The sequence below is a fragment of the Pseudarthrobacter sulfonivorans genome, from assembly GCF_024391045.1.
GTDB lineage: Bacteria > Actinomycetota > Actinomycetes > Actinomycetales > Micrococcaceae > Arthrobacter > Arthrobacter sulfonivorans_B.
In genome coordinates this window covers 162,214-183,420 of record NZ_JANFCZ010000001.1, presented here as the reverse complement: position 1 = coordinate 183,420, position 21,207 = coordinate 162,214, and the positions used below count along the sequence as shown (strand labels likewise).

At 65.4% G+C, this 21,207-nt stretch carries 20 protein-coding genes and 1 tRNA gene; 5 read left to right on the top strand and 16 right to left on the bottom strand.

Features of this window, described 5'->3' with window-relative positions; all coding sequences use genetic code 11:
* Window positions 1-4 precede the first annotated feature (4 nt).
* Window positions 5-766 carry an isoprenyl transferase gene (locus tag NQJ30_RS00850; protein ID WP_255767928.1) on the bottom strand — a complete coding sequence of 254 codons (762 nt, stop codon included), beginning with the start codon at window positions 764-766 and terminating at the stop codon, window positions 5-7.
* Window positions 767-921: 155 nt separating this feature from the next.
* On the opposite strand from NQJ30_RS00850, the gene trhA reads away from it, so the two are divergent.
* A complete protein-coding gene (gene trhA, locus NQJ30_RS00845; RefSeq protein ID WP_255767837.1) occupies window positions 922-1,641 on the top strand; it encodes a PAQR family membrane homeostasis protein TrhA in 720 nt (239 codons plus the stop codon).
* Here trhA and NQJ30_RS00840 read toward each other — a convergent pair.
* The 3 genes from NQJ30_RS00840 to mca all read right to left on the bottom strand — a co-directional run bounded on the left by NQJ30_RS00840 (window position 1,634) and on the right by mca (window position 5,298).
* Window positions 1,634-3,841, bottom strand: coding sequence for a thioredoxin domain-containing protein (locus NQJ30_RS00840; protein WP_255767836.1), 2,208 nt, complete (start codon window positions 3,839-3,841; stop codon window positions 1,634-1,636). The genes trhA and NQJ30_RS00840 overlap by 8 nt on opposite strands.
* Window positions 3,842-3,924: 83 nt before the next feature.
* Window positions 3,925-4,278 carry a hypothetical protein gene (locus NQJ30_RS00835; RefSeq protein WP_255767835.1) on the bottom strand — a complete coding sequence of 118 codons (354 nt, stop codon included), beginning with the start codon at window positions 4,276-4,278 and terminating at the stop codon, window positions 3,925-3,927.
* A gap of 114 nt (window positions 4,279-4,392) precedes the next feature.
* Window positions 4,393-5,298, bottom strand: coding sequence for a mycothiol conjugate amidase Mca (mca, locus tag NQJ30_RS00830; protein ID WP_255767834.1), 906 nt, complete (start codon window positions 5,296-5,298; stop codon window positions 4,393-4,395).
* Between the two features lie 178 nt (window positions 5,299-5,476).
* Between mca and NQJ30_RS00825 the strand changes: the two genes are divergently transcribed.
* On the top strand, window positions 5,477-5,935 hold the full coding sequence (locus NQJ30_RS00825) for a DUF4307 domain-containing protein (protein WP_255767833.1): 459 nt from the start codon (window positions 5,477-5,479) through the stop codon (window positions 5,933-5,935).
* 152 nt (window positions 5,936-6,087) lie between these two features.
* Window positions 6,088-6,582, top strand: a complete 495-nt coding sequence (greA, locus tag NQJ30_RS00820) for a transcription elongation factor GreA (RefSeq protein ID WP_255767832.1) — start codon at window positions 6,088-6,090, stop codon at window positions 6,580-6,582.
* Between the two features lie 34 nt (window positions 6,583-6,616).
* Here the strand turns inward: greA and NQJ30_RS00815 are convergent, their stop codons facing one another.
* From NQJ30_RS00815 to NQJ30_RS00800, 4 genes are read right to left on the bottom strand one after another with little or no spacing between them, the layout of a single operon-like run.
* Window positions 6,617-7,234, bottom strand: a complete 618-nt coding sequence (locus NQJ30_RS00815) for a rhomboid family intramembrane serine protease (protein ID WP_255767831.1) — start codon at window positions 7,232-7,234, stop codon at window positions 6,617-6,619.
* An 8-nt stretch (window positions 7,235-7,242) separates the two neighbouring features.
* The gene (gene ilvA, locus NQJ30_RS00810) at window positions 7,243-8,481 is read right to left on the bottom strand and encodes a threonine ammonia-lyase (RefSeq protein WP_255767830.1); all 1,239 of its coding nucleotides are present in this window, start codon (window positions 8,479-8,481) and stop codon (window positions 7,243-7,245) included.
* Window positions 8,482-8,528: 47 nt separating this feature from the next.
* Window positions 8,529-9,851 (bottom strand): AI-2E family transporter, encoded by a 1,323-nt coding sequence (locus NQJ30_RS00805; RefSeq protein ID WP_255767829.1) that lies wholly within the window; start codon window positions 9,849-9,851, stop codon window positions 8,529-8,531.
* Between the two features lie 41 nt (window positions 9,852-9,892).
* Complete coding sequence (locus NQJ30_RS00800) at window positions 9,893-10,852, bottom strand: aldose 1-epimerase family protein (protein ID WP_255767828.1); 960 nt, start codon at window positions 10,850-10,852, stop codon at window positions 9,893-9,895.
* A 123-nt stretch (window positions 10,853-10,975) separates the two neighbouring features.
* On the opposite strand from NQJ30_RS00800, the gene galT reads away from it, so the two are divergent.
* Together galT and galK are read left to right on the top strand one after the other, a co-directional pair.
* Window positions 10,976-12,148 (top strand): galactose-1-phosphate uridylyltransferase, encoded by a 1,173-nt coding sequence (gene galT / locus NQJ30_RS00795; protein ID WP_255767827.1) that lies wholly within the window; start codon window positions 10,976-10,978, stop codon window positions 12,146-12,148.
* Window positions 12,145-13,365 (top strand): galactokinase, encoded by a 1,221-nt coding sequence (galK, locus tag NQJ30_RS00790; protein WP_255767826.1) that lies wholly within the window; start codon window positions 12,145-12,147, stop codon window positions 13,363-13,365. Before galT ends, galK begins: the two co-directional genes overlap by 4 nt.
* A gap of 126 nt (window positions 13,366-13,491) precedes the next feature.
* Here the strand turns inward: galK and NQJ30_RS00785 are convergent, their stop codons facing one another.
* From NQJ30_RS00785 to NQJ30_RS00750, 8 genes are all read right to left on the bottom strand, one after another.
* Window positions 13,492-14,400 (bottom strand): Bax inhibitor-1/YccA family protein, encoded by a 909-nt coding sequence (locus NQJ30_RS00785; protein WP_255767825.1) that lies wholly within the window; start codon window positions 14,398-14,400, stop codon window positions 13,492-13,494.
* Window positions 14,401-14,542: 142 nt separating this feature from the next.
* Window positions 14,543-15,256 (bottom strand): ABC transporter ATP-binding protein, encoded by a 714-nt coding sequence (locus NQJ30_RS00780; RefSeq protein WP_255767824.1) that lies wholly within the window; start codon window positions 15,254-15,256, stop codon window positions 14,543-14,545.
* Window positions 15,243-16,055, bottom strand: a complete 813-nt coding sequence (locus NQJ30_RS00775; protein ID WP_255767927.1) for an ABC transporter ATP-binding protein — start codon at window positions 16,053-16,055, stop codon at window positions 15,243-15,245. Before NQJ30_RS00775 ends, NQJ30_RS00780 begins: the two co-directional genes overlap by 14 nt.
* Before the next feature lie 110 nt (window positions 16,056-16,165).
* Complete coding sequence (locus NQJ30_RS00770) at window positions 16,166-17,437, bottom strand: branched-chain amino acid ABC transporter permease (protein WP_255767823.1); 1,272 nt, start codon at window positions 17,435-17,437, stop codon at window positions 16,166-16,168.
* Window positions 17,434-18,438, bottom strand: coding sequence for a branched-chain amino acid ABC transporter permease (locus NQJ30_RS00765; protein ID WP_255767822.1), 1,005 nt, complete (start codon window positions 18,436-18,438; stop codon window positions 17,434-17,436). Before NQJ30_RS00765 ends, NQJ30_RS00770 begins: the two co-directional genes overlap by 4 nt.
* Window positions 18,439-18,523: 85 nt before the next feature.
* Window positions 18,524-19,756 carry a branched-chain amino acid ABC transporter substrate-binding protein gene (locus tag NQJ30_RS00760; RefSeq protein ID WP_255767821.1) on the bottom strand — a complete coding sequence of 411 codons (1,233 nt, stop codon included), beginning with the start codon at window positions 19,754-19,756 and terminating at the stop codon, window positions 18,524-18,526.
* A gap of 324 nt (window positions 19,757-20,080) precedes the next feature.
* Window positions 20,081-20,154 (bottom strand) — tRNA-Leu (locus NQJ30_RS00755).
* 23 nt (window positions 20,155-20,177) lie between these two features.
* Window positions 20,178-21,119: an N-acetyltransferase gene (locus tag NQJ30_RS00750; protein WP_255767820.1), complete on the bottom strand. Its 942-nt coding sequence runs from the start codon at window positions 21,117-21,119 to the stop codon at window positions 20,178-20,180.
* Window positions 21,120-21,207 lie beyond the last annotated feature (88 nt).

The following is a 21,207-nucleotide window of genomic DNA, read 5'->3' as shown; positions in this document are numbered from 1 at the left end:
GGGGTCAGGTGCCGAAGCGGCGCTGCCGTCCGGCATAGTCCCGGAGGGCGCGCAGGAAATCGACCTTGCGGAACGCGGGCCACAGTGCCTCGCAGAAGTAGAACTCGCTGTAGGCGCTCTGCCACATCAGGAAACCGGACAGCCGCTGTTCTCCGGAGGTCCTGATCACGAGGTCGGGGTCGGGCTGGCCGCGGGTGTACAGGAAGCGGGAGATGTCGTCCACCGTGAGGTTGTCCGCGAGCGCGGAAATGTCCGTTCCTTTGGCGACGGCGTCGTGAAGCAGTTCCCGCACGGCGTCAACGATCTCCCGGCGTCCCCCGTAACCCACCGCCACGTTGACATGGATCTTTTCCTGCACCGGCGTCCGGGCCGTCAGCTTGGTGAGCCGCTCGGCCAGGTAATCGGGAAGGAGCTCGGGGGCGCCCATGGCATTGACGGAGATGTTGGCGTCGTCGTCCAGCCGGTCCAGGGTGTTGGCGATGATCCCCATCAGGAGATCCAGTTCCTCGGTGGAGCGGCTCATGTTGTCCGTGGACAGCATGTACAGCGTGACTACTTTGACGCCGAGTTCCTGGCACCAGCCCAGGAACTCGTGGATCTTGTCGGCGCCGGCCTGGTGGCCCTGGCTGGTAGGTGCGTTGAACTGCTTGGCCCACCGGCGGTTGCCGTCCACCATCACGCCAATGTGTTTGGGGATGCGGCCGCCGGCCAACTCCCGGAGCAGCCGCCTCTCGTAGAAGCCATAAAGGAACCCGCCCAATTCCACGAGGAGACTCACCTGACTTCCGTTACTGATCGACGGCATTGCACATCTTAGGCTACCGTCCACAGGCAGGCCGCTGGCGCCGTCGCCAACAATCCGGCACCAGCACTCGGGTTACCGATGAGTAACTTAGTGGCGCCGGAGGATATTCTGGAGCCATGAACAGCCAGACCCCCGACGCCGGCCGCGCACCCGGACCGGACAGCCGCGGCCCGGTGGATAACGCCGCGGTCCGGCTCGCCGAACTCCTGATGATCAAGCCCAAATGGCGCGGCTGGATCCACACGGTCGCCGCACCGCTAGCGCTGGCGGCAGGGATCATCCTGGTGGCCGTGGCCCCCACAACGGACCGCAAGATCACCTCAGCCATCTACGCAGCCACCGGCGTCCTGCTATTCGGAGTCAGTGCCGTCTACCACCGGGGAAACTGGTCCCCCCGCGTCAAGATGGTCCTCAAACGGCTGGACCACACCAATATCATGCTGGTCATCGCGGGCAGCTACACGCCGCTGGCCTGGTCCCTGCTGGCGCAGCCCCAAGCCGTCCTGCTGCTCTGGGTCATCTGGTCCGGCGCGATCCTCGGCGTCCTCTTCCGCCTCCTGTGGACCGACGCCCCGCGCTGGCTGTATGTGCCCATCTACATCGCCCTCGGCTGCGGGGCGCTCTTCTACCTGCCGGAATTCTTCGCCGCCAGCGCTCCGGCGGCCGTCCTCATCTGCGCTGGGGGTGTCCTGTACATCACCGGCGCCGTGTTCTATGCGCTCAAGAAACCCAACTTCAGCTACCAGCACTTCGGCTTCCATGAGCTGTTCCACGCGCTGACCGTCTTTGCGTTCGGGGCGCATTTCGCGGCGATCCTCATCGCCGTCCTCAGCTGACGGGTCCTGCGGCCACCATTACCGCCAGCCGCGCCCGCAGTTGCCTGGGCGTAGCCACGGGTCGTTCACACACCATGTTCCGGCACAGATAGGCCAGGGGGGCACCTCCCGGTCCCGCAGGCCTGCCCGCCAGCAGCGGGACGGGCTCTCCTCCGGAAGGGGCGTCCGACGGCGGAACGTCCGTGCCGTCGTCGTCCTCCACCGCGATCACCAGGCCGGGACTGGCCGACTTGAGCAGCTCCAGGTGCAGTTCCGTCCTTTCGGGACCGGGCGGCCCGACGACGGCGGCCTCCACCGGGCCCGCGAGGGCAGCCTGGGCGGTCGCCAGGAGCCAGCCGGCCACCCGCGGCGCGCGGCCTGCCAGCGGCGGCACGAGCGCGAGGACCTGGCAGGCCAGGTCACGGTGCTCCGCGGACCCGGAGAGGGCCGCGTAGCTGAGCAGGACGCCCGCGAACGCCGCAGCTCCGCTGGGAGTGGCGTTGTCGAACGGGTCCAAGCCCGCCTGGCCGCCCTGCGCCGCCCGTACCTGGCCGTCTCCCCCGGCCGTGTCCACCAGGCGGCCCGCCACCACGAAGCGGCTGGTGGCCGTGTGCACGAGTTGCTCGGCGAAGCGGTACCAGTGCGTCCGGCCGGTGGCTGCGTACAGGGCAAACAGGCCTTCTGCGCAGAAAGCGTAGTCCTCCAGCAGCCCATCCATCCCGCGGGCTTTCCCGGCGTGGGAGACCCGGATCAGAGAGCGGGATTCCGGCTGCCAGTGGACGCCTTCCAGGTAGGCCGCGATCGTCCCGGCCGCCACCACAAAGTCATTGCGGCCCAGCACAGCACCGGCCTCTGCCAGCGCGGCGACGGCCAGCCCGTTCCAGCCGGCCACCACCTTGTCATCCCGCGCAGGCTGCGGCCGCAGGTTCCTGGCGCCCAGCAGGGCTGGACGGACCCTGGCCCACAACTCTGCCCCGTCGCCGTCAAGGCGACGGGCGGGGTGCAAGGGTGAGCCATCTGCGGAGACTGTGCCTGCCGGTCCGACGTTCATTAGGCGGCCAACAGCCGCCCCGTCAGCGTCGCCCAGCACGTCCGCCAGGCCGGCAACCGTCCAGAGGTAGGCGGCCCCTTCGTGATGCTCACCGTCCACCACGGAGTCGGCATCCAAAGAGGAGGCGAGTGCGAAGCCTGCCTCGCCGGAACCGGCCGGGTCACCGGCCAGGCCGAGGGATTCCAGCATCCATTCAGCAGTGCGAACGGCCACGTCCGCGGCCTCCTCCGTGGAGAACACCTCGTTGCCGCCCAGGCGCACCCAGTGCACGTAGCCGCGGAGCAGCTGCGCATTGTCGTACAGCATCTTTTCGAAGTGCGGCACTGACCAGTCCCGGGTCACGGAGTACCGGGCAAAGCCGCCGTCCAACTGGTCGAACAGCGCCGAGCGTGCCATGGCCGCCAACGTGCGGCCTGCCATGTCCCGGGCCGCGTCAGCGGTGTCCGAGGGTACGGCGGCGTGCCGCAGGAGGAACTCAAGAACCGCCGACGGCGGGAATTTGGGGGCGGTGCCGAATCCGCCGTCGGCCACATCCTCGGAACGCGCCAGCGACGCCACCGCGGCGGGAAGGAGGTCCGGGTCAAGCACCGGCGGAGGCCCGGACACCCTTACGGCGGCGGAGAGCTGTGCGTCGCCGAGGCTTTGTGCCAGGTTGGAGGCGTTCTGTTCCACCGCATCGCGCCGCTCCTGCCACGCATCCCGGACAGCTTCCAGGACCTGGCGGAACGACGGCCGCCCGGGCATCGGCCGGGGCGGGAAGTAGGTGCCGGCGTGGAAGGCCAGGCCTTTTGGGGTGAGGAACACGGACATCGGCCAGCCGCCCTCGCCGCTGATCGCCTGCGTGGCTGCCATGTACACGGCGTCAACGTCGGGCCGCTCTTCGCGGTCCACTTTCACGGCTACGAAGTGCGCGTTCAGGAAGTCCGCTGTTTCCTGGTCATCAAACGATTCCTGCGCCATGACGTGGCACCAGTGGCACGCGGCGTAGCCCACCGACAGGAACACCGGCACATCCCGGGCAGCGGCGGCGGCGAAGGCAGCATCGCCGAACGGCTGCCAGTGGACCGGATTGCCCGCATGCTGGCGCAGATAAGCCGAAGGTTCGCTGCCCAGGGCATTGGCGGCGGGCACCCGCGCTCCCGCGGGAAGGCCCGGGTCCTCGATGTTCATCCGTGCCCCTCTTCTCCGCTACCGGGAATGATGCAGTCAGTCCCAGTCTATGAAAGTTGCGGCGAACAGGGGTGGCGTCCCGGCTAGTCCTTCGGGCTGCGCTGGCTGGTGTCCGAGCCGTCCCGGGCGTGGTCCTGGGCATGGTCCTCGACCTCGGCCTGGGCCTGGTTCACGGACGGATGACGGGCATCGTCGGCTTCAATGTCTGCCGCCTCGGCCGCCGCCTGGCGTTCTTCTTCCACCTGGCCGCGGTACCGGACCCGGCGGATGCGACGGACCATGTCCACGATCAGCAGCGTGGTAGCCAGGACAAAAAAGGCCGTCATGATGAAGCCCCACAGGCCCGGCGTGATCTGGTCCTCGGTGATGCCGTCCCGCAGGCTCGGCGTGGGCAGGGGCGTGGGCGTGGTGGACAACGCGAGGAGGAAGTGATGCACGGTTTAACCTTCTATGGAAACTGGTGGGCAGCCGGCGACGGTTTCCGCACCCGGGGCCGCTGGACCCGGATCATCCCACTGCTTTTCTACACGGCATAGAACAATCTGCCGCATCTATCTTAGCCCGGCGAACAAATCCTTCTCCGGAACGGTGGACGGAACCCTGGACTCGATCAGCGAGTAGTCTTCCCATGGCCACACCCGGCGTTGCATCTCAGCGGACACGGCAAAGAAGAATCCCAAGGGGTCCACCTGGGTGCTGTGTGCCCGGAGGGCGTCGTCGCGGGCCTCAAAGTAGTCGCCGCAATCAATCTGCGTGGTGGTGGGATGGGTGCCCGGCGGCGGGGTATGGCCCTCGGCGTCAGCCTCCAGCCACGCGGCCAGGCGCTCCGCATACGGGGAGCGCAGGCCGGCTTCTTCAAGGGCAAAGTGCAAAGCACGGAACCGCTCCGGGTTGAAGGCACGGTCGTAGTAGAGCTTGCTGGGCTCCCAGGCGGGCCCTGTTCCCGGGTAGCGGGCCGGGTCGCCGGCTGCGGCAAAGGCCTCGACGGCCACCTTGTGCGCCATGATGTGGTCGGGGTGCGGGTATCCCCCGTTTTCGTCATAGCTGATGATGACGTGCGGCTTGAAGTCCCGCACCAGCCGGACCAGGGGTGCAGCGGCGCGCTCCAGCGGCTGCACTGCGAACGATCCGGCCGGCAGAGGCGGCAACGGGTCACCCTCGGGCAGCCCGGAATCCGTAAACCCCAGCCAGCGCTGCCTGATACCGAGGATCCCGGCTGCCTGGGTCATCTCCAGCCGCCGGGCGCCGGCCATGTCCCGTTTCGGATGGGGGGCGCCTTCCACCGCGGGATTCTGGATATCGCCCCGGGAGCCGTCCGTACAGGTGGCCACCATCACGTCCACGCCGGCGGCAGCGTACATGGCCATAGTGGCTGCGCCCTTGCTGGACTCGTCGTCAGGATGCGCATGAACGGCGAGCAGACGCAGTGAATCCGGGCTGGGGGTGGACGCTGTCATCGAAGGACGGCTCCTCTTTCTTCTGGGCTGGTTTCTTCCGGGTTGGCATTTCTGCCGCTTTGCTGAACGGGCTGGGAACGTTGACGGCTGCGCTGGCGATGACGGTTCACGGGAATGCACGGACCGCTGCATGATCCGCCGGGACGGGCTCACTCCGGATCCGAACTAAACTGGACTGGTGACTACCCAGGATCAGCCCGCCGTGTCCCCGCCTGCAGACACTAGCCTAGCCAATCGCTATGGCGGCCAAAAGCGCCCCCTTTCGCGCGCGGCCAAACGCGGCATCGTTCTGGCCGCCCTCGCCGCCGGCGTGGGCTTCCTGGCCTGGTCCTCCACATCCTCGGCCACCGGTGGTGTGAGCTTCAAAGACATTGGCTTCAGCACGGTGGACGCCACGCAGGCCGAAATTGATTTCCAGGTGGTCAGGGACCCCGGCACGGCCGTTAAGTGCGCGGTAAAGGCCCTCGATTCCAAGTTCGCCGTGGTGGGCTGGAAAGTGGTGGACATCCCGGTGGGAGCAGCGGACAAAACGGCCGACGGCGGCCGGACCGTTGCGCAGCGCGTGGCAGTTCGGACCGAGTCACCTTCCGTTTCCGGTGTAGTGGACAGCTGCTGGGTCCCGGGTAGCGGAAAGTAACAACATGTGATCTGCGCCGCTTGCCCGTTGGGATATCTCCACAGTTTTGACTACAATGGATCAATACCTTTACCCCGCTGAGCTGGTTACTGAGTTCCACAAGTGGCCACCGTGGCGGGGTCTTTTGCATGTATGACCATTAGGAGAAGTCCGTGTCTACCACCAACAGCGCGCCTGCAGCCTGGCTCACCCAGGAAGCTTTTGACCGCCTGAAGGCAGAGCTGGACCACCTTTCCGGCGCTGGCCGTGCGGAGATTGTCCAGAAGATTGAATCTGCCCGGCAGGAGGGCGACCTTAAGGAAAACGGCGGCTACCACGCAGCCAAAGAGGAACAGGGAAAGATTGAAGCCCGGATCCGCCAACTGACGGTACTTCTGCGCGACGCCCATGTGGGGGAAGCCCCTGCAGATGACGGCATCGTGGAGGCCGGCATGCTTGTTGTCGCCAAGATCGCCGGCGACGAAGAACGGTTCCTGCTCGGCTCCCGCGAAATCGCCGGCGACTCCGACCTGGATGTCTTCAGCGAGAAGTCACCGCTCGGCGCCGCCATTGTGGGCCACAAAGAGGGCGAGACGCTCAGCTACACCGCCCCGAACGGCAAGGACATCACGGTGGAGATCATCTCGGCCAAGCCATACACGGCCTGATATCCACTAGCATCAACCGCAACGCCGGTCCCCGTCAGGGGGCCGGCGTTTTGGCGTACTTGGGGCGCAGCAACAGGGCAGCGGCCACCCCGCCCACCGCCCCGCCTAGGTGCGCCTGCCAGGAGACCAGGCCGCCCATGATCGGCAGCACACCGAGCAGGATGCTGCCGTAGACCATGAACAGGACCACGGCCAGGAGGATTTGCCGCCAACTGCGGTTGAAGAAACCCCGGACCAGGAGGAAGGCGAACAGTCCGAAGACCAGGCCGGAAGCGCCCACGGTGATGCCGCCGTCGCCAATCAGCCACACGGTCAGCCCGGAGCCAAGCCAGCTGAACGCCAGCGCCGTCAGGAACACGCGCAGCCCTGAAAGGAAAACCAGGAACCCGAAAATCACCAACGGAAGGGCGTTGGACAGCAGATGGTTCATGTTGGCGTGCAGGAGCGGGAACGTGAAGATGTCCAGGATCCCGTCCAAGGACCTGGGCCTCAGCCCGAACGTCCGGTTCAGCGAGTGCAGCGTCAGCATGTTGACCAACTCAATGACAAACAGCAGGAGGACGAAACCGCCCGAAACCAGCAACCCGCCCCGCGCACGCGAGGCCGTGGTTTCCCGGCTCTTTGGCTTTCTGTCCCCCAGCGCGTCCAACATGGCTGCTCCTAGTGCACCACAATCGGTTGAAAACCCTCGGCGCGGAGGGCGCCCAGGACCTGTTCGCAGTGTTCGTGGCCCTTGGTTTCGAGATTGACGGTAATGGAGACGTCGCCCATGCTGATGGACCCGCCAACGCGGGTGTGGTCCAGGCCGGTCACGTTGGCATCATTTTCGGCAATGATCCGGGCGATGGTTGCCAGCGAGCCCGGGCGGTCATCGAGCATCATGCGTACGGTCATGTAGCGGCCGGCGGCGGACAGGCCGCGCTGGATGACCTTGAGCATCAGCATCGGGTCGATGTTTCCGCCGGACAGGATCACAGCGGTGGTGCCGGGGTTTTCGATCTTCCCGTCCATCAATGCTGCCACCCCCACAGCTCCTGCGGGTTCCACCACGAGCTTGGCCCGTTCCAGCAGGAAGATCAGCGCACGCGCCAAGGAGTCCTCGCTGACGGTGACCACATCATCCACCAGCTCACGGATGATGCTGAACGGCAGCTGGCCCGGGCGGCCCACGGCGATGCCGTCGGCCATGGTGGAGACTTTCTTCAGCGGAACCAGCGCATCGGCGGCAAGTGACGGCGGATAGGCCGCCGCGTTTTCAGCCTGGACCCCGATGATCCGGATCTCGCGCCCGAGCTCCCGGGCCTTGGCCTTCACGGCGACGGCCACGCCGGCCAGCAGCCCGCCACCGCCCACACCCATGAGGATGGTGTCCACGTTGGGGATCTGTTCCAGGATCTCCAGGCCGACGGTGCCCTGTCCGGACACTACATCGACGTTGTCGAAGGGGTGCACAAAGACCATGCCGGACTCGTTGGCATACCGCTGCGCTTCGGCGAGGGCCTCATCCACGTTGTGCCCGTGGAGTATCACCTCGGCTCCGTGGCTGCGGGTGGCGGCCAGCTTGGGCAGCGCCACACCCAGCGGCATGTAGATCCGTGCCTTGATGCCGAGTGCTTTGGCGGCCACCGCCACACCTTGGGCGTGGTTGCCTGCCGACGCAGCGACAACGCCGCGCTTCTTCTCCTCGGCGGACAGCTTTGCCATTCGCACGTAGGCGCCGCGGACCTTGAAGGATCCTGCACGCTGCAGGTTTTCGCACTTGAAAAATACCTCGCCGCCCACCATGCCGCCGAGGGCCCGCGACGATTCCACCGGTGTCCGGGTAATAATTCCCTCGAGCAGCTTCTGCGCCTCCAGGACATCGTCCAGCGTGACGGGAAGGGTATCGAGGGTGTTCACGGACTGTTCTCCTTGGGTGGATTCGGCTCCGGCGGCAGACGGACGGGTCAGGCCCGGCCCTCCGGATTGGATGCTTCTGTGCTGGCTGCGGCGTCGTTGCCATGCTGTGACCTGCCGCCCGGCAACCGGGCTTCCCTGATGGTGTCATCAGTGTCCGGACCAAGCGTCACTGGCCCTTCGGGGGTTACCAGCACCTGTTCATATTCCCACGTTCTGGCAGCGATGTAGCGAATTGCCGAGTTTGCTACGGCGAGAATGGGCACTGAGAACAGCGCCCCCGGGATACCGGCCAGGTATGATCCTGCCGCCACGCTGAGGATGACCGCCACCGGATGCAGGGACACGGCCTTGCCCATCACCAGCGGTTGCAGGATGTGGCTCTCCAACTGCTGGACCAGCAGCACGATGGCCAGCATGATGAGGGCGTTGATCGGACCGTTGGCCACGAGGGCCAGGAGGACTGCGATGGCTCCTGTCACGAGGGCGCCCACTACCGGAATAAAGGAACCGATAAACACCAGGACGCCCAGCGGCAGGGCCAGCGGAACACCGATGATCGCCGCTCCGACGCCAATCCCCACCGCGTCCACGAAGGCGACAAACATCTGGATCCGCGCATAGCTCACCATCGACGCCCAGCCCTTTCGGCCGGCGCCGAACGTGGCGGCGCGCGCGTTCTTCGGCAGGAGCCGGACGATGAAGGCCCAGATCCGGTCGCCCTCAAGCAGGAAGAAAATCAGGATGAAAAGGGCCAGCACCAGGCCCGCTGCGAAGTGGCCTGCAGTACTGCCGAAGGACAGTGCGCCGCTGAGGATGCTGCTGCTGTTGTTCTGGAGGGCAGCGGTGGCATCCTTGAGGTACTGGTCGATCTGGTCCGCCGTAAGGTGCAGCGGCCCGTCGGCCAGCCAGTCCTGGATCTGCGTTACTCCGGCCAGCGCCTGCGCCCAGAGCTCGCCGAAGCCGGATGCCAGCTGGCGCCCGACGAGGGCGAGGGAACCGACGATCAGGCCGATGAATCCGAGCACCGTGACGGCTACGGCCACGCCGTTGGGCAGCCGCTTGCTCCGCAGCCAGCGCACCACCGGGCTCAGCAGTCCGGCCAGGAGCGCTGCGACCATGACGGGTATGATCAGGAAGCTGATTCGGCTTAGCAGCCAGATCAGGGCGCCGCCTACCACCAGGATGAGCCCGACGCGCCAGGCCCACGAGGCTGCGATGCGGACCCCGTACGGGATGTCCTGTTCGAGGTCCGCCCGGGCCCGGTCTGCCCGGACCCGGGGCGGCCGAGGGTCAGCGGCAGGCGCGACCGGATCCGCCTCCTGCCGGCCAGGAGTTGAAGTGGATGGGGTGGCGTCCTCGGCTGGCGTCATAGCCTAATACTTCCCCAGCCACGGCTCATATGCGAAAACGGCTACCCGGCGTCGCCCAACACGGCATCGATGCCCCACGTCATGGTGAAGGATTCTCCCGGCGGGAGCCACTGCAACCCGTCACCTGAGTTGAAGGCATTCGCGGGCCCTGTCATGGGTTCGATGGCTACGGCCCTGGGCCGGCCCGGCAGCTGGGTTGTCACAAAGACATGCACGTAACCGCAGGACTCGTCCTGCCAGAGCGTCACGCTGCGGCCATCCGGTGAGCTGAGCGTATGCCGGGCCGTACCGCCGTCGAACGCAATATCAGTCAGTGCCACATCAATGGCCAGGTCCCGCACGCGCCGGCCGCTGCGAAGGTCAGAGTCGCCGGTGACGGGTTCCGAACTGCGCGGAATCAGGCGCTCGTCCGTCACCAGGCGGGTCTCAGCAGCCACAGTCAGGACCAGGTTGTCCACTTCATCGTCGCCAAGCCGCAGGTATGGGTGGGCACCCAGCACGAACGGAGCCGGGGCCGCGGAGTCGTTGATCAGGCTCTGGCGGACTTCCAGGCCCAGGTCCTCCGCCAGGAGGTACTGCACCCGGTGACGGACCAGGAACGGATACCCGTGCTGCGGGAAGACCGTCGCCTCGAGTGTCACTGAGTACTGGGATTCGTCAACAAGGTTGTAGGCGGCGTTGCGGAGCAGCCCGTGGCTGGCGTTGTTCCGCGAAACCTCCGTGATGTCCAACTGCTGCTTCTTTCCGTCGAGGTACCAGACCCCGTCCTCCACCCTGTTCGCCCAGGGTGCGAGCGTGATTCCGGCCGCGCCGGGGGATATTTCTTCGTCACCGTAGGTTTCTGTGAGCTGCACACCGGCCCTGCTGTAGAGGCGCAGCCCCGCCGCAAGTTCGGTGACGATCGCCAGGGCGTCGCCCCTGCGGATCTCGTACTGCCGGCCGGTGGCATAAGTCTGGAATCCGGAGGCCATGCTGCTGTCCGGGGCTGCGCTCGAAGTCATGAGCACCACCGTACAGCGGAGCGCGCCGGCGCATCACCGTTGTTATATTTTGTTCGAATCTCTTTCTTTTTGAGCGAAACATGACATGATTGATGGACCGTCCTGCACCCGAAGGAATCCACCATGACAGGCATCACCACCACGCGGCTCGCCGATGGCCGCGAGCTTATGTACTTTGACGACGACGGGCACTTCCCCGACGCCGCCGGGAGGTCTGCAACGCTGGCTGGCACCCCTGACCAGCGGGACCTGCCGGGCCGCTCCGCACCGGGGGAACTGCGGTTCGACGCACTGACGGGTGAATGGGTGGCTGTTGCCGCGCACCGGCAGGCACGCACCCACCTGCCGCCTGCAGACCAGTGCCCCATCTGCCCCACCACGCCGGCGAACCCGTCGGAAATTCCGGCGGCTACCTACGACGTCGCCGTGTTCGAGAACCGCTTCCCGTCACTCGGGCCCGAGCTGGGCCTGATCCCGGATGCACCGTCCTGGGGAACCGCGGGCCCCGCAGTGGGGCGCTGCGAAGTGGTGTCGTTTACGCCCGAGCACACGGGTTCGTTCAGTGGATTGAGCGAGGCCCGCGCCCGGACCGTGGTGGAAGCCTGGGCCCACCGTACCGAGGCGCTCAGCAACCTTCCGGGCATCCGCCAGGTGTTTCCCTTCGAAAACCGCGGTGCCGACATCGGTGTGACCCTGCACCACCCGCACGGCCAAATCTACGCCTATCCCTATGTCACCCCGCGCGCGGCAACGCTGGGCGCAGCGGCCCGCCGGTTCTACGATGGAGCGGATGGCCGGCAGACCCTCACCGGGTCACTGCTGAAGGCCGAACGCAACGACGGGAGCCGGATGGTGCACGAAGGCCGGAACTTCAGCGCATACGTGCCCTTCGCCGCGCGCTGGCCGCTGGAAATCCACCTCGTCCCGCACCGCCAGGTACCCGACCTGGCTGCGCTGAGCGGCACCGAAAAGGATGAACTGGCGCACGTTTACCTGGACCTGCTCAAACGGCTGGACGCCCTGTACCCCACGCCCACCCCTTACATTTCGGCGTGGCACCAGGCGCCGCTGGACGACGTGCTGCGCCCGGCAAGCTACCTGCACCTCCAACTGACGTCCCCGCGCCGCGCCGCCGACAAGCTCAAGTACCTCGCCGGCTCCGAGGCCGCCATGGGCGCTTTTATCAACGACACCACCCCGGAAACGGTGGCCCAGCGGCTTCGGGAAGTCACCGTTCCGCCGTCCCCGGACAGCCACGCAGCGGTCCGGCCCCAGCCCGAAGGAGCACGTGCATGAGCGCCCCAGCTAACCCGCCCGCCGAAAGGACGACCGGTGGCACAGGGACGACCGGTTCCGAAGGGTCGACCGGTGCCGCGGAGCTGGCCGCCCGGTTTGAGCGGGAGTTCGGCACGCCTCCCGACGGCGTCTGGCAGGCGCCGGGGCGCGTCAACCTGATCGGGGAGCATACCGATTACAACGAGGGCTTTGTGCTCCCCTTTGCCATCGACAAGACAGCCAGGGTGGCCGTGGCACTCCGGCCCGGCTCCACGGTGCGCCTGCTGTCCACCTACGGCGACCAGGGCCTGTTCAGCACCGGCCTGGGCGGCCTGGAGCCGTCAGCCGCCAAGGGCTGGACGAAGTACCCGCTGGGGGTCGTCTGGGCCCTCCAAGAGCGCGGCATCGAGGTTCCGGGGCTGGACCTGCTCCTCGATTCCAAAGTCCCCCTGGGCGCCGGGCTGTCGTCTTCCCACGCCATCGAATGCGCCGTGATCACCGCCCTCAACGATCTGACCGGAGCCGGCCTGGCACCGGAGGAGATGGTCCTGGCCACCCAGCAGGCGGAGAACGACTTCGTGGGCGCACCTACCGGGATCATGGACCAGTCCGCCTCGCTGCGCGGGTCAAAGGGTCATGCAGTTTTCCTGGACTGCCGGGATCAGAGCGTCCAGCTGGTTCCTTTCGATGCCGAGTCCGCGGGCCTGGTGATGCTGGTCATCGACACTCGTGTCTCCCACTCGCATGCCGACGGCGGGTACGCCTCCCGCCGGGCGTCCTGCGAGCTGGGTGCGGAAGTTCTTGGCGTCAGGGCACTCCGGGATGTCGACGTCAGCGACCTTGAGGAGGCCGCCGGGCTGCTCGATGACGTCACCTTCCGGCGGGTGCGGCACGTGGTGACGGAAAACGACAGGGTCCGGCAGGTTGTGGAGCTGCTCACCGACCAGGGCCCTGGCGCCATCGGGGACCTCCTGGACGCGAGCCACACCTCCATGCGGGACGACTTCGAGATCTCGTGCCCGGAACTGGATCTGGCGGTGGCGGCTGCGCGGGCCAACGGGGCCATCGGCGCCCGGATGAGCGGCGGCGGTTTCGGCGGCTCCGCCATCGCCCTCACACCCGCGCCTGCGGAACAACAGGTGCGCGCCGCCGTCGTCCGCGCCTTTGCGGAGGCCGGCTACACAGCTCCGGATATCTTCACCGTGACCCCCGCGGCGGGAGCAACACGGGTGTCCTAGTGCCCGCAACACGGAGCAGGCAACAACAGCGGAGGCAACAAACTGGGGCTCCCGCCTGTGCGCGCTGCACGGGCGGGAGCCCCTTGGGTTTAGCGGAAGTACGACGGCGGCCGCCGCACCCGGGTGCTAGTCGTCGCCGCGGAGGATGGCGAGGAGGCGGATGATCTCCACGTAGAGCCATACGAGGGTGACGGTCAGGCCAAACGCCGCGGTCCAGGAAAAGCGCTGGGGTGCGCCGCTCCTGACCCCTGCCTCAATGCTGGTGAAGTCCATCACCAGGGAGAAAGCTGCCAGGCCGATGGCCAGGACGCCGATGGCCACACCGATGATGCCGCTGCGCAGGCCGAAGGGCTCGGTGGTCAGTCCGGTCAGCATCATGATGAGGTTGACCACGGAGAACAGCGCGTAGCCCACCATGGCGATCATAAAGAACTTCATGGCCTTGGGGGTGGCGCGCACCTTGCCGGACTTGAACAGCAGCAGGGTGACGGCGAAGACGGACAACGTACCAACCACCGCCTGCAGGCCGACGCCCGGGTAGGCGAGGTCCAGCACGCGGGTGAGGCCGCCGAGGAACAGGCCTTCAAGGCCGGCATACGCGAGGATCAGCGCCGGTGAGGGCTGCTTCTTGAAGGTGTTCACCATGGCCAGGACGAAGCCGCCCAGCGCGCCAACAATCATCAGCATGGAGGCCAGCTGCAGAGCCACCGTGAGCGTGATGGCGGCGCCCACCAGCAGGACTCCGAGGCAGGCTGCGGTCTTCATGATGACGTCGTCGAACGTCATCCGGCCGGTGTCGGCGGGACCCGCCGCCGGCTGGTTGTACATCTGCTGGAGCTGCTCGCTGGTCATTCCCTGCTGGGCATAACCGGCCTGGCCGTCCATGACCTGGCCGGGGGCGCGGCCGTAGGACTGCTGCCCGTACGGCTGCTGGCCGTACTGGGCCTGTCCGTAGGGCGCCTGCGGGACACGCGGTGCCTGCGTTGCTCCACGGAAGTTCTTTCCGTTGAAGATCGGGTTTCCGCCAAGTGCCATTGCTGGTGTCCTCCAAGGTATGGGTTGAGTAGCAGGTTGAGCCGTGAACTAAATTCCACGCTACCAATTCCCACGTGCCCGCGGTGCGATAAGTTCCCCCTCCCCTGACCTCGAGACCCAACCGTGATACAGGAAGGTGTTTCTAGCCCACTCCGAGGTACGCCTCTTTGATCGCCGGATTCGCCAGCAACTCCTTGCCCGTCCCGCTGTGGGTGATCTCCCCGGTCTCGAGGACAAAGGCCCGGTGGGCTCCGGCCAATGCCTGGTTGGCGTTCTGCTCGACCATCAGCACCGTGGTTCCCTGGTTGTTGATCTCCTTGATGATCTTGAAGATCTGGCGGATGAACTGCGGGGCCAGACCCATGGACGGCTCATCGAGGAGCAGCAGTTTGGGGTCGGACATGAGGGCCCGGCCGATGGCCAGCATCTGCTGTTCCCCGCCGGACATGGTGCCGCCGTATTGCTTGGTCCGTTCCTTCAGCCGCGGAAACAGGTCAAACACCCGCTCCAGGTCCTGGGGAACACCTGTCCTGTCCTTCCGTCCGAAGGTTCCCATGTCCAGGTTTTCCATGACCGTCATGCCGGGGAAGATCCCCCGCCCTTCCGGCGCCTGCGAAATACCGCGGACAACCCGGATATGGGCCTTCATCCTGGTGATGTCCTCGCCGGCAAAAGTGATCTTCCCGCCCGAGGGGTTCAGGATTCCGGAGATCGTCTTCATGGTGGTTGTCTTACCGGCCCCGTTGGCACCGATGAGGGAAACGACCTCCCCCTCGTTGACCGTGAAGGACATGTCGCGGATGGCCCGGATGCGCCCGTAGTGAACGGAAATCCCTGCAACCTCAAGCAACGTCATCTTCGGGCTCCCCCAGGTAGGCCGCAATAACCCGCGGATCTTCACGAATGGCCCGTGGCAGGCCGTCGGCGATCTTCTTGCCGAATTCCAGGACAACGATGCGGTCTGTTACGCCCATGACCAGCTTCATATCGTGCTCAATGAGCAGCACCGTATAGCCCTCGTCCCGGATGGTGCGGATCAGGGCCATCAGATCCTCCTTCTCCGCCGGGTTGAAACCTGCGGCCGGCTCATCCAGGCACAGCACCTTCGGGTCGGTGGCCAGGGCCCGGGCAATCTCCAGGCGCCGCTGATAGCCGTAGGGAAGGTGACGGGACAGAAAATGTGCGTGGTCGGCGATTCCCACAAAATCCAGCAAGGCCATGCCCCGCTCAATAGCGGACTTTTCCTCCCGGATGTGGGTGGGCAGCCTCAGCAAGGCTCCGCCAACGCTGGTGCGGTGGCGTGCATCCAGGCCCACCACAACATTTTCGAGGGCCGTCATCTCGCCGAAGAGCCGGATGTTCTGGAAAGTGCGCGAAAGCCCCAGCCTGGTGATCTTGTGCTGCTTGAGGCCGTTGATGACCTGGCCTTCGAGGACCACCTCCCCGCTGGTGGGTTTGTACACGCCCGTCATGGCGTTGAAGCACGTGGTTTTCCCGGCTCCGTTGGGCCCGATCAGCCCCAGGATCTCACCACGTTTGATGTCGAAGCTGATGTTGTCCAACGCGATCAGACCACCGAACTTGATGGTCAGGTTCTTTACCTCCACGATGCTTTCGCCAACCGCGGCGGCGATTTCCCGGTCCGGCGCCACCATTTCGGCCAGCTCCGGCTCCACCCCGGCTTCGGCCAGCGCAGCCACGTCCGGTCCTGCCTCCGCCTCCACGTCCCTCGTCTGGTCCGGCCCGGCCGGCACATTGTCCTGGCTCATGCCTGGGCTCCTTTCTCGCTGTTTGTCCCCGGCCGCAGACCGGACGCCGGTGGCGGACCGGCCGATGACGGTCCTGCAGATGACGGACCGGAGCCGCCCTTCTTGGCCACCCTGTTGTAGGCCGTCCGCCCGTAGGCGAGCAGCCGCTGGCGCGCAGGCAGCAGGCCCTGGGACCGGAAGATCATGATCAGCACCAGGGCGATGCCGAAGATGAGGTACTTGTACTCCGCAATTGCGGTAAAACGCAGCGGAATGTAGCTCACCAGGGCGCCGCCCAGGATGGCTCCCACCTTGTTTCCGGCGCCGCCCAGCACCACGGCTGCAAGGAAGAGGATGGAGGTGGTGACATCGAATTTCTGGTTGTTCACGAAGCCCACCTGACCGGCAAACAAGGCACCGGAGAGGCCGCCGATGGCGGCACCGATGGCGAACGCCCACACTTTGTACTTGAAGGTGGGTACGCCCATGATTTCTGCGGCATCCTCGTCCTCGCGGATGGCAATCCAGGCCCGGCCCACACGGCTCCGCTCAAGGTTGCCCACCAGCAGCGTGATGATGATGATGATGGTCAGGGTCAGCCAGTACCAGGGCACGCCGTTGGAATTCGAGAAGATGGGCGTGCCATCGGCCTCGGTTCCGGGCGGATGGCCCACATTCTGAAATCCCACCTGGCCTTTCATGGCCGGAATGATGGTGGCCAGAATACGCACGATCTCGCCGAATCCGAGGGTGACGATGGCCAGGTAGTCGCCCCGGAGGCGGAGGGTGGGAACACCCAGCACCACGCCGAAGAACATGGTCACAGCCATGGCCACGGGGATGGTCCACAGGTACGGGATGTGCAGGAAGGGTGAGTCCGGGCTCGTCAGCATCGCGGCGCAGTAGGAGCCGACGGCGAAGAAGGCCACATAGCCGAGGTCCAGCAGGCCCGCGTAGCCCACCACCACGTTCAGCCCGACTGCGATGAGCGCGAACCGTGCCATGTCGAAGCAGGCGAGGGCAAAATTGTTGCCCGGCTCGGTGGTGATGATGGGCGGGTTGATCAGCGGCAGCATGTAGGCCAGGATCACCACCACAATCAGAAAGGCCCACTGTTGCTGCCGGGAGAGTGCGTTCCACCGCTCACTCCATGCCCCGAAGATCCCGCCGCGGGCCTGCTTTTCCGGGGTTACGCTGCTTCCCGGACCGGTTTTTTCTGCCTCGCGGTCCGCCGCAGCCTGGGCAGATGCCGCCTCCGGAAGCGGGGTGGGTCCATCTGTCATGCTCATGCTTTGCTCCTTCCCAAGGCCGTGCCGAGAATTCCCTGCGGCCGCAACAGGAGGACCAGGACCAGGACCACGAAGGCAACAACGTCGGTCCACTGCGAATTTCCGAGCAGAATCTGGCCGTAGTTGCCGATCAGCCCCAGCAGCAGGCCGCCCAGGAGCGCACCCCGGACGTTGCCGATGCCGCCCAGCACCGCAGCCGCAAACGCTTTGATGCCGAGCACAAAGCCGCCGCTGTATTGAACCCCGGAGGGTATTTTCATGACGTAGAACAACGCTGCCGCTCCGGCCAGCAGGCCCCCGATGACGAAGGTGGTGATGATGATGCGTTCTTTGTTTACGCCCATCAAGGTTGCCGTGTCCGGGTCCTGGGCCACGGCACGGATGCCACGCCCGGTCCGCGACTTCCGGATGAAGCGCTCCGTGGCGACCATCATGATCACGGCGGCGATAATGATGACCAACTGCTGCGAATCGATGATGGTTCCGAACACGTCAAAGATGGGGGTGGGCCGGAACATGGTCAGTGCCAGCTCCGGGCTGGGACCGCGCCACAGGTAGATCAGGTACTGGATGGTGAATGACGCACCGATGGCGGTGATCAGGAAGACGAGGCGGGGAGCATTTCGCTTCCGGAGCGGTTTGTAGGCCACCCGCTCCAGCACGAACGCGGTCAGGGCGGAGGCAATCATGGCCACCACCAGTGCCAGGAGCAGGTTCAGGATGATGGCCCAGATGTCCAGCCGCGGGGCTGAGGGGCCGAAACCCAGGCCGCTCAGGGTGAAGAAGACTGCGTAACAGCCCACGATGAATACTTCGGAGTGGGCAAAGTTGATGAGGTTCAGGACGCCGTAGACAAGGGTGTAGCCGAGCGCGACCAGCGCGTAGATGGCGCCGAAGGTCAGGCCGTCAAACGTGGCGCTCCAGAAATTTTCCATGAGCGACGGGACATCGAAGGAAATCCAGTCATTTTCCAACGGCAGGTGGACGAGGAGTGGGAGCATCGGGACTTCCTGTCAGGCGTGGGTCAGGAAAAGGCTGTGGGGCCGGCAGAAGCTGGCCCCACAGCCGGTCACTCTAAGGTGGCGATTACTCGCCGATCGGCCCAATCGGAACGATCTTGCCGTTCTCAACTTTGTAACCGTAAACGGTTGGCGCCTGCAGTTCGCCCTTGGCGTCCCACTTGTAGTGCTTGCTCAGGCCGTCTTTGTCGTAGGTCTTGACCCAGGACAGCAGGTCCGCGCGGGACTGTTTGCCTGCATCGATGCCGGACAGGAGCACGGTAGCTGCGTCGTAACCCTCGATGGAGTACGTTCCGGGCTCGGTGCCCTTCGATACGTCCTTATAGGCGGTGGCAAAATCGGGAATCAGTTCGCCCGGGATACACGGGCAGGTGAAGTACGCGTTGTTGGACGCGTCGCCTGCCTGCTTGATGAACTGATCGTCCTTGACGCCGTCAGGAGCCACGAACGTGCCGGTGAATCCCTTGCCGGAGAGCTGCTGGTCGAACGGTGCACCCTCGGCGTAGTAGCCGGAGTAGAACACAGCGTCGGCCTTGGCGTTCATGATCTTGGAGATCACTGCCGAGAAGTCCTTCTGGCCGGTGGTGACCTTTTCCGTACCGACCAGTGCGCTGCCGAGTCCGGCGGAGGTCGAGGTGCCAAGTCCGATGCCGTAATCGGAATCGTCCTGCACCAGGTAGACCTTCTTCGCACCCAGTTTGCCGGTCAGGAACTTGGCTGCAGCCGGGCCCTGCACGGCGTCGTTACCCAGGCCGCGGAAGAAGGTTGTCCAGCCGTTCTCCGTCAGGCTGGGGTTGGTGGCCGAAGGCGTGATGTGAACCAGGCCCTTTTGCTCGAAAATATTGCCCGTGGCCTTGGACTCGCCCGAGAACGGCAGTCCAATGACGCCGACAATGTCAGGTTCGCTGACGAGCTGGGTGACGGGGCCGGTGGCCTTGTTGGGGTCGCCTTCCGTGTCAAACTTCTTGAACTGGACCTGGCAGCCGGGATTGGCGGCATTGTGCTGATTGATGGCCAGCTGGATGCCGTTGAAGATGTTGACACCGAGCTGGGCGTTCGCTCCCGTCTGGGCGCCCGCGTACGCCAACGTCGTCGTTGCTGCGCAGGTAGCCTTGCCGTCACCCTTTGGCAGGACAGCGCCCGAAGGCACATCCACCTTGGAAATCGCCGGAATGTTCACCTTGCCTGCGGCTCCGGAGGTGTCGCTGGGGGCGGGGCCGGCCTGATTGGCGCAACCTGAGAGGGCCAGGGTAAGGGTGGCCGCTGCGGCCCACGCCGTGATGACTTTCTTTCGGTACATTTATTTACCTTCCGAGCCGGATTATCTCGACTGCTGCGGATGACCGAGGCAGCTTACGCTTACTTCCGAAATTGTTTCCTGAGACTACCCCCTAAGTGTGTTGTGGAACACACTTCACTTAGGGCGTGGCCAAAACCAGATGACTGCGTGGATCAGGGGCTCCTGATTTAGGTTCAAATTAGTGCATATACACTGCGGATATAAGTGACTGAGGTCACATCCTTATAACAGTCGTTGCATATGCGGAATCAAACCCGCGCCAGGGGGCGGCCGGACCGGACTGCGGCCAGGGGCCGTCGGTAGGCGCAGCAAAAGGAGAAGGTGTACCCCAGGTGGGACTCGAACCCACAACACGCGGATTTTAAGTCCGCTGCCTCTGCCAATTGGGCTACTGGGGCGCCCGGTCAATGGTATCCCGTGATCAGCCTGCCAGTGGTGCGGCATACCGGAACGTGCCGTGGACCCCGCCGGGCCACAGCGCCAGCGGAAGGAGCTGGAAATGCTCGCCCCAGGCCTCGTGCGGCGGCAACACGCCAAAAGATGCCGCCGGAACAAAACCGAACCGGGGGTAGTACTCGGTGCTGCCCAACAGGGCGATGCCGCCCTCCCCCGCCGCGTTGGCCCTGGCGATCGTATCCTTCATCAGGGCGGCGCCGATCCCGTGCCGCTGCAGCCTGGGCGTGACGCCGATCGGTCCCAACCCCAGCAACCCGTAGTCCCCCACCCAGGCCCGGGTACTGATCACGTGGCCCACCACTTCGCCGGCCAGTTCCGCCACCACGCTGAAGTCAGGCAGGTACTCCTCGCATTCGAACAGCCGGCGCAGCACCTCGACTTCAGCCGGCTCGCCTTCGACTGCCAGGCCCGTTACGGGCGAGATGGCGAACGCTTCGGCCGCCAGTGCAAGAATGCCGGCCCTGTCCGCGGCCGTCTCGTTCCGGAGGATCAGCTCGGGCCGCGGGTGGTCCGGGCTTGCAGCCGACAGTTCATGGAGGACTTCGAGCGCGCGCGGCGCGTCCGCCACCGGGACCAGCAGATGATCATGGTGGAAGCCCGCCAGCACGTTGCAGCTGATCCTGGCATCCGTCAAGGCTTTCCCGACGGCGGCAGTCAGGCCGACAGCCTCCATTTCGGAGTGCACCTCCAGCGTGATCCAGGCTGCCACAAAGTCGTACGGCAGGCCCTGGCTGTCTGCAACCTCGCGCGGCAGGACCACCGTGAGCCCCTCGGCTTCGCGCACCGCAGCCTGGATTCCCGTTTCCAGTGGCCTGCCGTGCGGCCACAGGACGTAGACGTATTCGCCGTCGCGGAGCACCGGGTGCAGCGTTGCGAGCAGGGCCTGGAGGTTCGTTTCGCCAGTCATCCTGCCAGTCTAAAAGGAAGGCAGGCCCGCAGAGGAGAACCTACCCGGACATGCAAACGGCGGCCGCCCCCTAAAGGGGACAGCCGCC

What these genes read in the sequence shown, in the direction of transcription:
- NQJ30_RS00750 (WP_255767820.1), bottom strand. Translation starts at nt 21,119, where the DNA reads ATGACTGGCGAAACGAACCTCCAGGCCCTGCTCGCAACGCTGCACCCG.
- NQJ30_RS00775 (WP_255767927.1), bottom strand. Translation starts at nt 16,055, where the DNA reads ATGGTGGCGCCGGACCGGGAAATCGCCGCCGCGGTTGGCGAAAGCATC.
- NQJ30_RS00780 (WP_255767824.1), bottom strand. Translation starts at nt 15,256, where the DNA reads ATGACGTTGCTTGAGGTTGCAGGGATTTCCGTTCACTACGGGCGCATC.
- NQJ30_RS00800 (WP_255767828.1), bottom strand. Translation starts at nt 10,852, where the DNA reads ATGACTTCGAGCGCAGCCCCGGACAGCAGCATGGCCTCCGGATTCCAG.
- NQJ30_RS00785 (WP_255767825.1), bottom strand. Translation starts at nt 14,400, where the DNA reads ATGGCACTTGGCGGAAACCCGATCTTCAACGGAAAGAACTTCCGTGGA.
- galK (WP_255767826.1), top strand. Translation starts at nt 12,145, where the DNA reads ATGAGCGCCCCAGCTAACCCGCCCGCCGAAAGGACGACCGGTGGCACA.
- NQJ30_RS00815 (WP_255767831.1), bottom strand. Translation starts at nt 7,234, where the DNA reads ATGTTGGACGCGCTGGGGGACAGAAAGCCAAAGAGCCGGGAAACCACG.
- trhA (WP_255767837.1), top strand. Translation starts at nt 922, where the DNA reads ATGAACAGCCAGACCCCCGACGCCGGCCGCGCACCCGGACCGGACAGC.
- galT (WP_255767827.1), top strand. Translation starts at nt 10,976, where the DNA reads ATGACAGGCATCACCACCACGCGGCTCGCCGATGGCCGCGAGCTTATG.
- NQJ30_RS00805 (WP_255767829.1), bottom strand. Translation starts at nt 9,851, where the DNA reads ATGACGCCAGCCGAGGACGCCACCCCATCCACTTCAACTCCTGGCCGG.
- NQJ30_RS00765 (WP_255767822.1), bottom strand. Translation starts at nt 18,438, where the DNA reads ATGCTCCCACTCCTCGTCCACCTGCCGTTGGAAAATGACTGGATTTCC.
- mca (WP_255767834.1), bottom strand. Translation starts at nt 5,298, where the DNA reads ATGACAGCGTCCACCCCCAGCCCGGATTCACTGCGTCTGCTCGCCGTT.
- NQJ30_RS00770 (WP_255767823.1), bottom strand. Translation starts at nt 17,437, where the DNA reads ATGAGCATGACAGATGGACCCACCCCGCTTCCGGAGGCGGCATCTGCC.
- NQJ30_RS00760 (WP_255767821.1), bottom strand. Translation starts at nt 19,756, where the DNA reads ATGTACCGAAAGAAAGTCATCACGGCGTGGGCCGCAGCGGCCACCCTT.
- NQJ30_RS00840 (WP_255767836.1), bottom strand. Translation starts at nt 3,841, where the DNA reads ATGAACATCGAGGACCCGGGCCTTCCCGCGGGAGCGCGGGTGCCCGCC.